13 protein-coding genes are annotated in these 13,029 nt (G+C 65.4%); 4 read left to right on the forward strand and 9 right to left on the reverse strand.

Annotation, left to right across the window (positions count from 1 at the left end; translation table 11 throughout):
• Window positions 1-14: 14 nt before the first annotated feature.
• Together GA0061098_RS15815 and GA0061098_RS15820 are read right to left on the reverse strand one after the other, a co-directional pair.
• Window positions 15-377 (reverse strand): DUF7674 family protein, encoded by a 363-nt coding sequence (locus GA0061098_RS15815; RefSeq protein WP_091957392.1) that lies wholly within the window; start codon window positions 375-377, stop codon window positions 15-17.
• Between the two features lie 69 nt (window positions 378-446).
• On the reverse strand, window positions 447-1,979 hold the full coding sequence (locus GA0061098_RS15820; RefSeq protein WP_091957395.1) for an acyl-CoA carboxylase subunit beta: 1,533 nt from the start codon (window positions 1,977-1,979) through the stop codon (window positions 447-449).
• A 138-nt stretch (window positions 1,980-2,117) separates the two neighbouring features.
• Here GA0061098_RS15820 and GA0061098_RS15825 point away from each other — a divergent pair, with 138 nt between their 5' ends.
• The 3 genes from GA0061098_RS15825 (at window position 2,118) to GA0061098_RS15835 (ending at window position 4,339) form a co-directional block, all read left to right on the forward strand.
• Window positions 2,118-2,522, forward strand: coding sequence for a DUF4260 domain-containing protein (locus GA0061098_RS15825; protein WP_028140985.1), 405 nt, complete (start codon window positions 2,118-2,120; stop codon window positions 2,520-2,522).
• A 153-nt stretch (window positions 2,523-2,675) separates the two neighbouring features.
• Window positions 2,676-3,269 (forward strand): hypothetical protein, encoded by a 594-nt coding sequence (locus tag GA0061098_RS15830; RefSeq protein WP_165637391.1) that lies wholly within the window; start codon window positions 2,676-2,678, stop codon window positions 3,267-3,269.
• A gap of 77 nt (window positions 3,270-3,346) precedes the next feature.
• On the forward strand, window positions 3,347-4,339 hold the full coding sequence (locus tag GA0061098_RS15835; protein WP_091957400.1) for a dienelactone hydrolase family protein: 993 nt from the start codon (window positions 3,347-3,349) through the stop codon (window positions 4,337-4,339).
• A 190-nt stretch (window positions 4,340-4,529) separates the two neighbouring features.
• On the opposite strand, the gene blaOXA is transcribed toward GA0061098_RS15835, so the two are convergent.
• From blaOXA to GA0061098_RS15855, 4 genes are all read right to left on the reverse strand, one after another.
• Entirely contained in the window at window positions 4,530-5,348 is an 819-nt protein-coding gene (gene blaOXA, locus GA0061098_RS15840) for a class D beta-lactamase (RefSeq protein ID WP_091957403.1), read from the reverse strand.
• Between the two features lie 74 nt (window positions 5,349-5,422).
• Window positions 5,423-5,686: an EscU/YscU/HrcU family type III secretion system export apparatus switch protein gene (locus GA0061098_RS15845; protein ID WP_063195078.1), complete on the reverse strand. Its 264-nt coding sequence runs from the start codon at window positions 5,684-5,686 to the stop codon at window positions 5,423-5,425.
• Window positions 5,683-7,284: a flagellar hook-length control protein FliK gene (gene fliK, locus GA0061098_RS15850; RefSeq protein ID WP_165637392.1), complete on the reverse strand. Its 1,602-nt coding sequence runs from the start codon at window positions 7,282-7,284 to the stop codon at window positions 5,683-5,685. Before fliK ends, GA0061098_RS15845 begins: the two co-directional genes overlap by 4 nt.
• 57 nt (window positions 7,285-7,341) lie before the next feature.
• The gene (locus tag GA0061098_RS15855) at window positions 7,342-8,136 is read right to left on the reverse strand and encodes an ATP12 family chaperone protein (protein ID WP_091957406.1); all 795 of its coding nucleotides are present in this window, start codon (window positions 8,134-8,136) and stop codon (window positions 7,342-7,344) included.
• Between the two features lie 74 nt (window positions 8,137-8,210).
• On the opposite strand from GA0061098_RS15855, the gene GA0061098_RS15860 reads away from it, so the two are divergent.
• Complete coding sequence (locus tag GA0061098_RS15860; RefSeq protein WP_091957408.1) at window positions 8,211-8,657, forward strand: hypothetical protein; 447 nt, start codon at window positions 8,211-8,213, stop codon at window positions 8,655-8,657.
• 183 nt (window positions 8,658-8,840) lie between these two features.
• Here the strand turns inward: GA0061098_RS15860 and GA0061098_RS15865 are convergent, their stop codons facing one another.
• Genes GA0061098_RS15865 through GA0061098_RS15875 form a run of 3 tightly spaced genes read right to left on the reverse strand, consistent with a single transcriptional unit; the run spans window position 8,841 to window position 12,863 of the window.
• On the reverse strand, window positions 8,841-10,073 hold the full coding sequence (locus GA0061098_RS15865) for an RluA family pseudouridine synthase (RefSeq protein WP_091957411.1): 1,233 nt from the start codon (window positions 10,071-10,073) through the stop codon (window positions 8,841-8,843).
• A 52-nt stretch (window positions 10,074-10,125) separates the two neighbouring features.
• Window positions 10,126-11,460, reverse strand: coding sequence for a replication-associated recombination protein A (locus GA0061098_RS15870; protein ID WP_091957413.1), 1,335 nt, complete (start codon window positions 11,458-11,460; stop codon window positions 10,126-10,128).
• A complete protein-coding gene (locus tag GA0061098_RS15875) occupies window positions 11,457-12,863 on the reverse strand; it encodes a DegQ family serine endoprotease (protein ID WP_018322283.1) in 1,407 nt (468 codons plus the stop codon). The genes GA0061098_RS15870 and GA0061098_RS15875 overlap by 4 nt, the downstream gene beginning before the upstream one ends.
• Window positions 12,864-13,029: the final 166 nt, after the last annotated feature.

Consider the following 13,029-nt stretch of genomic DNA (forward strand, 5'->3'; position numbering starts at 1 on the left):
TTCAACCAGCGATGCTAGCGAAGATAAGGCAATGGCTTGGCCATACCAGCATCGGCTAGCTGCAAATACTCTCTTTTCAGGATTGGACCCAATAAGTCCCATGCCCACTGCGCGTTTTGTAGGCTCAGGTGTTCAATAAACGAAACCCCGATCGCGTTTTGCAATTGATCGTTTCCATCCCTGTAGAATTTCTCGGCGAACTCGAAGCACGACGCGACGTCTTTTGCATGCCCCACGGCGATGGCTCGTTGCACGAAGTCGGCAAACACGTGCATTTCCTGATGCAGCAAGCCATATTGCGCATTAATTTCAGATATCAGATCTGGAAAGGTGTCCTTCAGCTCCTTCAGGAAGATGCTTCGATGAAGGTCGCCCACTTGGTGTCCTCAAGGTTTTCGTGGGATGGGTAACCCGGATGTCGCTGCGCTCATCCGGGCTACGTTCCCTCACAACGGCAAATTGTCGTGCTTCTTCGCCGGGGCTTCCACCTTCTTGTCCTTCAGCATCGCCAGCGCGCGGGCGATGCGCTTCCGCGTCGAGTGCGGCATGATGACGTCGTCGATGTAGCCGCGCTCGGCGGCGATGAACGGCGACAGGAAGCGGTCTTCGTATTCCTTGGTGCGCGCGGTGATCTTGTCGGGGTCGCCGATGTCGGAGCGGAAGATGATCTCGACCGCGCCCTTGGCGCCCATCACCGCGATCTGGGCGGTCGGCCAGGCGTAATTCATGTCGGCGCCGATTTCCTTCGAGGCCATGACGTCGAAGGCGCCGCCATAGGCCTTGCGGGTGATGATGGTGACGAGCGGCACGGTGCACTGCGAATAGGCGAACAGGAGCTTTGCGCCGTGCTTGATCAGGCCGCCATATTCCTGCGCGGTGCCCGGCAGGAAGCCCGGCACGTCGACGAAGGTGACGATCGGGATGTTGAAGGCATCACAAAAACGAACAAAGCGCGCCGCCTTGCGCGATGCGTCGCTGTCGAGCACGCCGGCCAGCACCATCGGCTGGTTCGCGACGAAGCCGACGGTGCGGCCCGCGATGCGGCCGAAGCCGGTGACGATGTTCTTGGCGAACATGTCCGCGATCTCGAAGAAGTCGCCCTCGTCCACGACCTTCAGGATCAATTCCTTCATGTCGTAGGGCTTGTTCGGATTGTCGGGGATCAGCGTGTCCAAGGACATGTCGACGCGGCCGATGTCGTCGAAGCTCGGCCATTCCGGCACGCCGTCACTGTTGTTGGACGGCAGGAAGTCGATCAGGCGACGCATCTGCAGCAGCGTCTCGACGTCGTTCTCGAAGGCGCCGTCCGCGATCGAGGAGCGCGTCGCGTGCACCGAGGCGCCGCCGAGCTCCTCGGCGGTGACGACCTCGTTGGTGACGGTCTTCACCACGTCGGGGCCGGTGACGAACATGTAGCTGGTGTTCTTCACCATGAAGATGAAGTCGGTCATCGCAGGCGAATAGACGTCGCCGCCGGCGCAGGGGCCCATGATGACGGAGATCTGCGGGATCACGCCGGAGGCCAGCACGTTGCGGCGGAACACGTAGGAATAACCGGCGAGCGCAGCGACGCCTTCCTGGATGCGGGCGCCGCCCGCGTCATAGAGGCCGATGATGGGCGCCCGCGCCTTCATCGCCATGTCCTGGAGCTTCGTGATCTTCAGCGCGTGCGTTTCCGACAGCGACCCGCCGAACACCGTGAAGTCCTTGGCGAACACGAACGTCTTGCGCCCGTTGACGGTGCCCCATCCCGTGACGACGCCGTCGCCGGGCACCTTGTTCTTCTCCATGCCGAACTCGGTGGAGCGGTGCTCGACGAACATGTCGAATTCCTCGAACGATCCCTTGTCGAGCAGCAGCTCGATACGCTCACGCGCGGTCAGCTTGCCGCGGGCGTGCTGCGCCTCGATGCGCTTCTCCCCGCCGCCGAGCTTTGCGCCGGCGCGACGATCTTCAAGGGCGTCCAGGATGTGTTTCATTTGCTCCCGCCAGTTCTTAAGTGATGCGGGGTTCTAACACGGCATTTTGCGGACCGGAAAGCGCCTTTCCGCGCCGCAGAGCTGCCCTGTCCGGGCTAAAAGCGTGAGAGATTACAAAGTTTTGCCCGGGAGGCGAGCATGGACGAGAGAATGGCCGAGACTGGTGCGGCGACGGGCGGCGTCAACATTCTGCTGCGGTTGGAGGGCCTCACCCTGTTTATCGGGATGGTGATGCTTTACTGGGCCTGGGACGGCTCCTGGCTGGTCTTTGCCCTGCTCTTCTTCGTGCCCGATCTCAGCTTCCTGGCATACCTGTCCGACGCCAAATTCGGCGCGCTGGTCTACAACGCCGCCCACAGCTACATGGCGCCGGTGTCGCTGCTGACGCTGGGCTTCGGCCTCGGCTCGCCGCTCACCTTGTCCATCGCCTTGATCTGGCTCGCCCATATCGGCATCGACCGCGCGCTCGGCTATGGCCTGAAATATTCCGCCGGGTTCGGCTTCACCCATCTGGGCCGGATCGGGCGGCAAAAAGACGCCTGACGACGGCGAATTTGGTGGCCCGGCCCGGTTGACCGGGCCTGCCGATTCAGGCTTGCTTCGCGCTCGCGATCAGGCGCCGAATGTTGCGTGAGCTCAGTTGGTACGGCGGCGGTCATTACGCCTTGGCTCGAGCATCACGCAAGCATCACTGAGATGTCCGCGACGGTCGTCCCCCTGCCGCCGAACTCGTCATCCCAAACCATCGACTTCCTGCGGCGGATGGCCAGCATGGTGTCGGGGCGGAACGGCGAGATGCTGCTGCGTGCCGCAAGCCTGATCGAGTCGCTGGCACAGCGGGCAATGTCGGCCGAGCGGCTCTATCATGAGCAGCTGGATGCGAGCACGCGTAACGCCGAGCTGCGCGAGGCCGCCGATCTCGCCTCCGATGCCATGGTCGGCCAGATCGAGGTGCTGCGCGCACAACTTGCCGAGGTCACCGCGGCAGCCGCCGCCGAGCGCGCCGCCTTCGATGCGGAGCGCGGCAAGCTGATCGGCGTGATGCAGAATGCCGAGAGCCATATCGGCAAGCTCACGACCGAGCTGGACGGCTTGCGCGCCTCCGTCGACAGCTTCAACGCGACCGCGGTCTCGGTACCGATCGAGGTGCTGCGGCTGGCGCGCACGCAGTTCGATTTCCTCTCCGCGGGCTTTGCCCGCAAGGGGGACGTGATCTCGCAGGCGATGAGCGAGATCGGCGGCTTTGCGATCGACCAGGCGCTGACGGCGAAGAAGGCGGACACCGCCTGAGGCGGTCGCCCCTTGCGTCAAATTGACAGCGCGCGGGCCCCTTGTTCTACTGAATCAAAATCATCAGGGAGGATCCGATGCCGACGGCATTCCGCATCGCAGCCGCGCTCATCGCGCTTTGCGTTTCAACTGAGCTGGCGAGCGCGCAATCCCTGCCGAAGGAAGTCGCCACCCGGGCCGAGATCTATCCGATCCCCTCGCTCACCCTCTCCGACCAGCAATTCCTCAGCGGCGATGCGACGGTCGGCAAGCCGGTGACAGTCGCCGGCGAATTCCGCGTCGCGCAAGGCAGCGGAAAACTCCCCGTCGTGGTGCTGATGCACGGTTCCAGCGGCGTCGGCGCCACCACCGAGGCCTGGGTGCACGCGTTCAACGCCATGGGCATCTCGACCTTCGTGATCGACGGTTTCACCGGCCGCGGGCTGACGGTGGTGGGACCAAATCAGGCCCTGCTCGGCCGGCTCAATTTGATCATCGACATCTACCGCTCGCTGGAAATTCTGGCAAAGCACCCGCGTGTCGATCCGGACCGCATCGTGCTGATGGGCTTTTCGCGCGGCGGACAGGCGACGCTCTATGCGAGCCTCGCGCGCTTCAACAAGCTCTGGAACAAGTCCGGCATCCAGTTTGCCGCCTATATCCCGTTCTATCCGGACTGCTCGACGACGTATCGGAGCGACGACGAGGTCGCGGCGCGCCCGATCCGCATCTTCCACGGCACGCCTGATGACTACAACCCCGTCAAGAGCTGCAAGGCCTTCATCGAGCGGCTCAAGGCTGCGGGCCGCGACGTGGTGCTGACAGAATATCCTGATAGCGCGCACGGGTTCGACAGCGGCCTGCTTGGTGCCAACACCGTGGCCGTATCAGCCAATGCGCAGACCGTGCGCAATTGCCAGATCAAGGAAGGCGACGGCGGCGTGCTGATGAACGGTGATACCAATGCGCCCTTCAGCTACAAGGATGCCTGCGTCGAGCTCAACCCGCATGTCGGCGGCAATCCGAAGACGGCCGCCGAGTCGCGCAAGGCGGTGGAGGAGTTCTTGCAGGTGTTGTTTAAGTTGGGGTGAGAGGCATCTCGGCCTGCACCGGTGCCGTAGGGTGGGCAAAGCGACTTGTCCGCCGTAGCTCGAAGAGCGAAGGCGGAAGCGTGCCCACGAATCGTCGCTTACGGCATAAAGATCGTGGGCACGGCGCTACGCGCCTTTGCCCACCCTACGGCGGCTGCGCTCGACGAGAACGATTGCACGACTGACAGCACTAGATCGCGCCGATCTCGGAAAGGCAGGCTTGCGTCAGCGTCATGCGCTCGCCGACGAGTCGCGGCTCCTTGCAATCCATGTTGAGCGCGAACACCGTGTGCGCCTCGCCCTTCTCGGCCCAGCCCACCATCCAGCCGAGCGACGGCTCGCCGCGTTCGGCCCCCAGTAGTCCGGACTTGGCGCGAATGACGCTGTCGCCGACCTTGGTCACCGGCAGAATGTCGGCGACGAGATCCTGGCTGCGCTTGCTGATCGGCAGCGCGCGGCGCCGCAGCCGATCGACGAAATCGATCTGCTCGACCGGATCGATGCGTAAATTCCCGGTCAGCCAGAACTGGTCGATGCCGCCGCCGATGTCGCGATTGCCGTAGTCGAACTCGTCGACATATTTCTGCATGCGCTCCTGCCCGATCCGGCGCGCAATCTCCTGATAGACCGGCACTGCGCTGACAGCGATCGCGCTACGCAGCGTGTGATCCTTGTTCCAGGCCTCGATCGAACGCTTCACGCCATCCCAGGCAAACACGTCCTTGTCGGGGTCAGTGACGACGCCCGTCTCCAGCGCAATCAGCGAGTTCGGAATCTTGAAGGTCGAGGCCGGCAGCTTGCCCTCGCCCGAGCGCTCCTTGTCGCTGGCGACGACCAGATAGTCCTCCACCTTGTAGCCGACGAAGGTGCCCGCCGTGCCGAGATCGGTGAAGCGCTTTGCGAGACTGTCGCGGATCTCATTGCGCGGCGGCGCGACATGGGCGAGCGCGCGCTGGGGCAGGATGGCGGATGCGGCGAGAAGGCCGAGGGTAGAACGGCGGGTGAGCAAGAGCGATGTCCATTGAGTCATGAAAGCGGCGCGACCATGCAGCCGCTCCGTGGTGAAACGATGACAGTTGAGTTCTATCGCCCCCGGCCCGACAGCCGCAGCACGAACACCAGCACCTCGGCGACGGCCTTGTAGAGGTCCGGCGGGATCTCCTCGCCGAGCTCGACCTTGGACAGCGCCCCGGCCAAAACCTCGTTCTCCTCGATCGGAATGTCGTGAGCCTTAGCGATCTCGACGATCTTCTCGCCGATCGTGCCCTTGCCCTTGGCGACGACGACGGGCGCGCCAGAGCCTTTCTCGTAATGCAGCGCGATGGCGAGCTTGGATGGGTCGCTCATGTCGCCCGATCCAGGAAGTGGCCGGCGCGGGCCGGTGCCGGCTGCGGCGGCGTGCCCTCACGGACCAGAATGTCGCCGGGCTTCAGCTCGGCTCGCGTCAGCGCCTGATTGAGCTCGCCGATGCCGGCGCGGAGCTGCTGCACCGTCGCCGGCCGCTCCGCCCACATCCGCACGAAAGTCTTGTCGCCGTTCAGCGTGATCAGCGCGTGCACAGGGCCGGCCGGCTCGACGTTGAGCGAGAAGCGCGCGCGCCAGGCGCGCTTGGCGGCATCGGCGGATTCGCCAGCGCCATCGCGCGAGATCTCGAACTGCGCCATCGCGGTGCCCTGCGGCGTTGCGAACGGAATCTCGAAATTCCACTGCGGCACGGCCGGGTCGATGCGGTGGCCAGAGGCGTCGGTGCGATCGGGGAGCGAAGCGATTTGCAACAAGGTCTGCCGCGCGATCGCGGCGTCGGTGTCGTCGAGCAGGCGATGCACGGTTGCGGAAAGCGGCGTGTCCGGCGCGAGCGAGGGCGAGGCAATCGCCTGCGGCGAGGGCAATGCGCCGCGGAACGGCGGTGGCGTCGCGCGTGCGGCTGCTTCGAAGATGTGGCCGTCCGGCACCGCCTTATTGGAGCCGGGAACGTTGCCGGTCAGACGCGGCAGGTTTTGCGTGGCCTCCTGCAGCAGGCTCGCGGCAAGGCCGGCGGACATGGTGCGCGGCATCGCGGCTTGCTGAGCGTTGCCGACAACGTCCGCCAGCACCGCGGCCGCGAGATTGGCGTTGCGCGACGTCTGCGCGATCTCGGGGCCGGAAGGGGACGCGGACTGCGCGGCTTCACCTGCGGCCTGAGCAGGCGCAGTGGCGACCTGCGGTGTCCCCGTCGTCGCAGCCGGAATTGCAGCGCCCTGTGGCGCGGCAGTCTCGAGCGTGGTCAGCGTCTGGCGCAGCACCAGCAGCGCCGCCTTCAGGTCGGGCGTCGTGCCGGCGGGCGGCCTCGCGCCCGCGGCCAGCGAAGCCTCGAAGAACAAGCCGCATTTCTGGAATGCGGTTTCGACATCGGCGCCATCGAGCCCGGGACTGAGCGGCGTCTGCTGCGCCAGCACGTCCAGCACCGCCTGCTTCAAGCCCGCAGGCAAATCGCTGCCGGTGACGACGGACGCCAGATTGGCGAACAGCGGCGCCTGGCTGCCCTGTTTTGTGGCAGCCTCGGCCGAGGCCGCGGTGACGGCGACCTGCTCCAATGGCGTCAGCGTGTTGCGTGTCGCGGCCGCGGACGGCGCCAGCGGCGGGCTTTCCACCAGCGAAGCCGCACGCGGCGTCAGCGTGATCTGATCGGCGGCTGACTCCCCTGCCCCGTTCATCACCGCGAGCCTGATCGTGCCGTCGTTCTGCGACACCGCCAGCTGGAGATTCTGCCCAGGCGTCAGCGCCACCTCCGACATCACATCCATCGAAAGGTTGGCGATCGCGATCCGCACCAGATTGTCGGCCATCACGCTGACGACCCTGGCATCGACGACGCTGCCGGCCTGCAGCACGAGGTCGGGCGTCGTCGCATCAGCCACGGGGCTGGCGGCACTGACGGGAAGGATGGAAGTGACCGGCGTCGGCATCTCAGGGGGCCCATGGAGCGCTGACCACACCCTAAGGCCGCCGTCGTAAACCTCTCGTTAAGGACCTTCGGCCGCGGACGCCTTTGCCGTCGCCAGAACCGCCACGGCGGCCTCGAAATCCCTGAGACGGGTGGCCCGACGGCTGGCGGCCTCCTCGTCCACGCCCCATTGGTCGATGTTCCAGTCCTCATCGACATGGGCGGCGGCCCAGACCTGGCCAGCATCGCGCACGCCATGAGCCAGCGCCAGCGCCAGCAGCGCCGAGCCGGTCAGGGTCGTCACCACGTGGAGCGCGGCGACCGACCAGGCGTCGCCCGGCAGCGCCGCGCGCGCGGCCTCGACCGCCTCGTCGGGCTGCTTCACATGCATGACGCCCTCGGACAGGATGAAATGCGCGCCCAGCGTGTCCGCGGCCCAGAACAGCACGGGATCCCAATGCGCGGCCTCGCGGGCGACCAGCCCTTCGGGATGGCCGGCACGATAGAACAGCAAATCGGACTCGAAATATTTCGCGAGGTCGTCGCTGACCAGCTCGACCTTATCGACCACGCCCTCGACCACGCTGTTGGCGATCCGCGTCAGCGGCATGGTCACGGGGTCGATGCTCTCGCCCTGAGCCGCCCATTCCGCGGCCACCGCATCGGCGAGCGCGCGCGACGGAATCACCACCTGGCGGCCGGAGGGCGTGCGGATCGGCTTGCCGTCGAGCGTGATGGCGAAACCGCCTTCGGCTTCGGTCGCGCTCGCCTCCTTGTAGAAGCGCTTGCGCTGCGGCGGGCGCGCGGACGCGCGCGCCGATTCCCGCGGATCCGGCGGGGGCTGCCCTGCTGCTTCTTCGAACAATTCGCGCATGTGAGTTTTCGGTCCCGGTCGCTGGATGCTAGGCTTTTAAGATAAGAGCGGCGGCCGATAAAGCGAGCGCGGGCATGAGGGAACTTGCGGGCATTGCGGCCCTGCTGACCGGGCTATGGCTGGCCGCGGCGGAAGCAGGCTTTCGCACCCCGGAATCGCTGGTCCGCAACGTCTACGCCCATTACGGCGACGGCGCGCCGGAGCTGTCCAAGGGCCTGCCGCGGGACGCGGCCACCGCCCGGCATTTCTTCGATGCGCCCCTGCGCAAGGCCTGGAGCGCGCCCCAGGTCGAGCCCTACGACTTCCTGGTGCAGAGCCCGAGCTGGCAGCTCGGCCCTGTTACGATCGCGGTCGTGCGCAGACAATACGACAAGACCTATGTCGCGGCGAATTTCGACAATCGCGGCCGGAAGGTCGCGCTGAACTTCGTCCTGGTCGACGGCCCCGAGGGCTGGCTGATCACGGACATCGAGAGCGCGCATGACAGTCTGCGGATGTTTCTGGAGCAGTTTCGGAAGTGACATAGTTATCGGTCGCAACCATAAACACCGCTGTCATGCTCCGCGAAGGCGGGGCATCCAGTACGCCGCGGCGGATGTAGTGAGAGCGAGCTCTCTAACGCCGGCCTCTGGAATACTGGATCGCCCGCTTTCGCGGGCGATGACAGCTGAGAATAAGGCGACATTACCTACCTCATCCAGCCCCTACTCCTCCGGCGCGTTCTCGATCGGATCAAACCGGCTTGCATCCAGCCCGAGCAGATTCCACGACTGCTGCATGTGCGGCGGCAACGGCGCGGTGGCGTCGATCATGCCGCCGCGCGGATGCGGAATGACGATGCGGCGTGCCAGCAGATGCAGCCGGTTTTGCAGGCCGCCCGGCAGCTGCCAGTTCTCGATGTTGAAATATTTGGGATCGCCGACGATGGGATGGCCGATATGCTCCATGTGGGCGCGCAGCTGGTGTGTGCGGCCTGTCACCGGCTTCAGCGACACCCAGGTCAGCTTGTTGCCGGCGGTCTCGACCACCGCATAATAGGTCACCGCGTGGCTCGCGCCCTCGTCGCCATGCTGGGCGATGCGCATGATGGTGTCGTCCTCGCTCTCTTCCTTGGCCAGGAAGGTCGAGATGCGGCCCTGCTTCGGCTTCGGCAGGCCCGGCACCAGCGCCCAATAGGTTTTTCGCGCCGAGCGCGAGCGGAACGCGCCGGTCAGATGCGAAGCGGCGAAGCGCGTCTTGGCGACCAGCAGACAGCCTGACGTCTCCCGGTCGATACGATGCACCAGGCGCGGCTTCTGCCCCTTTGAATCGCGCATCACCTCCAGCATCTGGTCGATGTGCCGCGTCATGCCCGAGCCGCCCTGCACGGCAAGGCCGGCCGGCTTGTTCAGGACGAGGACGTCGTCGTCCTCAAAGATCGTCATCTCCTTCAGCGTCTTGAGCGTCTTCTGGGCGGCTTCCGAGAGCTCGCCGACGGCTTTCGGCGTGTCGAGCTTGAGCGGCGGAATGCGGACGCTCTGGCCCTCCTCCAGGCGGTCCTTGCTGTCGACACGCTTGCCGTCGACGCGCAACTCGCCTTTGCGGACGACGCGCTGGATGTGGGAGAACGACAGGCCGGGAAAGCGCGCCTCGAGGAAACGATCGACGCGCATGTTGTTCTCGTCGGCAGTCACCTTGACGGTCTGCACCTTGGTCGGCAGCAGCGCCTCGACGGGCTTCTCGGGCGCGGCCCTTTCCAGCTCGGCCTTCTCCAGCCTAGCCTTGGGCGCGCGCCGCTCGGCACGCTCGCCGGCAAAACGCGGCGGCTTGCTGCCGCCGGGCTTGCCACCCGGCCGCGGTCCCGCGGTCTTCGCGCTACGCGCCTTGAACGGGCGGGATTCCTTGCGCTCGTCGCGCGAGCGGGGCTTTGGATCGGTTCTTTTGATGCGGCGGCTCATGGTTGCCTGCGTACCCTAAAAGCCGGGTCCCGTCACGGCGAAATGGCCGTTTTTAGCGCGTCCCGCCCCGCTCCTTCCGCAGCTTGGCCCAGTAATCCAACCGCTTCCGGATCTCGCGCTCGAAGCCGCGCTCGGGTGGGTCGTAGAAGGTCTGTCGGCCCAGGGCTTCCGGGAAGTAGTCCTGCCCGGAGAACGCGTCGGGGGCGTCGTGGTCGTATTCGTAAGACGCGCCGTAGCCTTCCGACTTCATCAGCTTGGTCGGGGAATTGAGGATGTGCTTTGGCGGCAGCAGCGAGCCGGCCTGCTTGGCGACCTGCATCGCCGTGCCGAAGGCGGTGTAGACCGCGTTCGATTTCGGCGCGGTGGCGAGATAGACGACGGCCTGCGCGATGGCGAGCTCGCCTTCGGGATGGCCGAGGAAGTCGAACGCGTCCTTGGCCGCATTGGCGATGACGAGCGCCTGCGGATCGGCAAGGCCGATGTCCTCCACCGCCATGCGCACGACGCGGCGGGCCAGGAACAGCGGATCCTCGCCGGCATCTAACATGCGCGCGAGATAATACAGCGCGGCATCGGGATCGGAGCCGCGCACCGATTTATGCAGCGCCGAGATCAGATTGTAATGGCCATCGGCCGATTTGTCGTAGATCGGCGCGCGGCGTTGCAAAATCTCCTGCAACTGCGCAGCATTAAAAATCTCGTCCGCCCGCGCCGAGCGCCAAACCTCTTCGGCAAGCGTCAGCGACGCCCTTCCGTCGCCATCGGCCATGCGCACCAGCACCGCGCGCGCCTCGGCATCGAGCGGCAGCTTCTTGCCTTCGACCTCCTCGGCATGCGCGAACAGTTTTTCGATCGCGGCGGCATCGAGCGAGCGAAACACCAAGACGCGCGCGCGAGAGAGCAACGCCGCGTTGAGCTCGAAGGACGGATTCTCGGTGGTGGCGCCGACCATGACTACGGTGCCGTCTTCCATGACGGGCAGAAACGAATCCTGCTGGGCACGGTTGAACCTGTGCACCTCGTCGACGAACAGAAGCGTGCCCTTGCCCATCTCGCGGCGGGCGCGCGCGGCGTCGAAGGCTTTCTTCAGATCGGCGACGCCGGAGAACACCGCGGAGATCTGCTCGAAATGCAGGTCCGTCGCATCCGCCAGCAGCCGCGCCACCGTGGTCTTGCCGGTGCCGGGCGGGCCCCAGAACACCAGCGATCCCAATGTGCGCGTCTCCAGCATGCGCGTCAGCGCGCCGTCGGGACCGAGGATGTGGTCCTGGCCGACGACCTCCGACAGCGCGCGCGGGCGCAGCCGGTCCGGCAGCGGATGCGGAGCTTCGTGGTCGAGCCCCGCCGCGGCAAAGAGCGTTGGCGTTTGTGGTCGCTTCGGACTCATCCGCCCAGCGTGACGTTGATCTGCTGGCCGCCGCGCACCAGCGTGATACGCCAGATGCGCGGGCGCTCACCTGCCGCCTTCTCGAGGTCGCCGGTCCTGCTGATCTTCTGGTTGTTGACCGCCAGAATGATATCGCCCTTCTGGAAGCCGACATTTGCGGCCGCACTGTCGCCGCCGAGGTCGGTGATCACGACACCCTCGGTGTCTGCATCCAAATGCAGCTCGTCGGCCACCGCCGGCGTGATGGTCGAAACCTTCGCGCCCTGGAACGGCGATCGCGCGGTGACGACGAGCTCGTTACGTCCCGTATCGGGCGCGGTCTCCAGCGCCACCGTCAGCTTGAGCGGCTTGCCGCTGCGCTGCACGTCGATCTGCGCGCTGCCGCCGAGCGGACGGGTGGCGAAGCGATAGTCGAAGGCGTTGGGATCATCCACGGTCTGACCATCGATCCCGGTGATGAGATCGGAGGATTTCAGGCCGGCCTTCGCGGCGGGGCCGTTCGACACCACGCTCGCGACCAGCGCGCCGGTCGGCGAACGCAGGCCGAGGCTCTCGGCGATCTCGGGCGTCACCGCCTGCAATTTTGCTCCGAGCCAGGGACGCTTCACCGCCTTGCCGCCGCTCTTGGCGGAGGCGACGACGACACGCACCATGTTGGCAGGGATCGCAAAGCCGATGCCTTGCGAGCCGCCGGAGCGCGAATAGATCGCGGTGTTGATGCCCGCGAGCTTGCCGGCCATGTCGACCAGCGCGCCGCCGGAATTGCCGGGATTGATCGCCGCATCGGTCTGGATGAAGAACTGATAATCGGTGATGCCGACCTGCGTGCGCGCCAGCGCCGAGATGATGCCGTGAGTCACGGTCTGGCCGACGCCGAAGGGATTGCCGATCGCGAGCACGACGTCGCCGACCAGCAATTCGTCGGAATTGGTGAAATCGAGGGTCGGGAATTTCTCCTTGGTGTCCTTCAGGCGCAGCACGGCAAGATCGGTGCGCGTATCCTTCAGCAGGATCTCCGCCTCGAACTCGCGCTTGTCCGACAGCGACACCTTCACCTGGTCGGCGCCCTCGATGACGTGGACGTTGGTGACGACGAGGCCGGACGCATCGACGATGACGCCGGAGCCGAGCGAGCGCTGCATTTGCTCGGGCTGCTGGCCCGGCACGCCAAAGAAGCGGCGGAAGATCGGATCGTCCAGCAGCGGATTGCGGTTCTGCACCACCTTGGCGGCATAGACGTTGACCACGGCCGGCTGCACCCGCTGCACGATCGGCGCATAGGACAGCCGCAACTCGGCCGGCGACGACGGGACCCGACGGTCCTGCGCCGCGGCCGGGTTGAAGTGGGCGGAAAAGCCTATGCACAGTGCCGTGACGACGGCGGTCCGGATCGATCGAAACATTCCTACCTCTTGGAAAAGACGCCGGAATATAGGCGTGTTCGCCCCCCAATAGAAGGGCGCCGGGCGGCAATTCGCCCCCCCTTTCCGGTGTGTCCGGAATGCAAGCTCGGCGTGCGAATCGGCAATTTACCTGAGGGCTCGATTGGCATGATGTGCATCATCCCGC

This window comes from Bradyrhizobium shewense (assembly GCF_900094605.1).
GTDB lineage: Bacteria > Pseudomonadota > Alphaproteobacteria > Rhizobiales > Xanthobacteraceae > Bradyrhizobium > Bradyrhizobium shewense.

Coding starts and splice junctions, on each gene's coding strand:
- GA0061098_RS15820 (WP_091957395.1), bottom strand. CDS start 1,979: ATGAAACACATCCTGGACGCCCTTGAAGATCGTCGCGCCGGCGCAAAG.
- GA0061098_RS15825 (WP_028140985.1), top strand. CDS start 2,118: ATGGACGAGAGAATGGCCGAGACTGGTGCGGCGACGGGCGGCGTCAAC.
- GA0061098_RS15830 (WP_165637391.1), top strand. CDS start 2,676: ATGTCCGCGACGGTCGTCCCCCTGCCGCCGAACTCGTCATCCCAAACC.
- GA0061098_RS15835 (WP_091957400.1), top strand. CDS start 3,347: ATGCCGACGGCATTCCGCATCGCAGCCGCGCTCATCGCGCTTTGCGTT.
- GA0061098_RS15845 (WP_063195078.1), bottom strand. CDS start 5,686: ATGAGCGACCCATCCAAGCTCGCCATCGCGCTGCATTACGAGAAAGGC.
- fliK (WP_165637392.1), bottom strand. CDS start 7,284: ATGCCGACGCCGGTCACTTCCATCCTTCCCGTCAGTGCCGCCAGCCCC.
- GA0061098_RS15855 (WP_091957406.1), bottom strand. CDS start 8,136: ATGCGCGAATTGTTCGAAGAAGCAGCAGGGCAGCCCCCGCCGGATCCG.
- GA0061098_RS15860 (WP_091957408.1), top strand. CDS start 8,211: ATGAGGGAACTTGCGGGCATTGCGGCCCTGCTGACCGGGCTATGGCTG.
- GA0061098_RS15865 (WP_091957411.1), bottom strand. CDS start 10,073: ATGAGCCGCCGCATCAAAAGAACCGATCCAAAGCCCCGCTCGCGCGAC.
- GA0061098_RS15870 (WP_091957413.1), bottom strand. CDS start 11,460: ATGAGTCCGAAGCGACCACAAACGCCAACGCTCTTTGCCGCGGCGGGG.
- GA0061098_RS15875 (WP_018322283.1), bottom strand. CDS start 12,863: ATGTTTCGATCGATCCGGACCGCCGTCGTCACGGCACTGTGCATAGGC.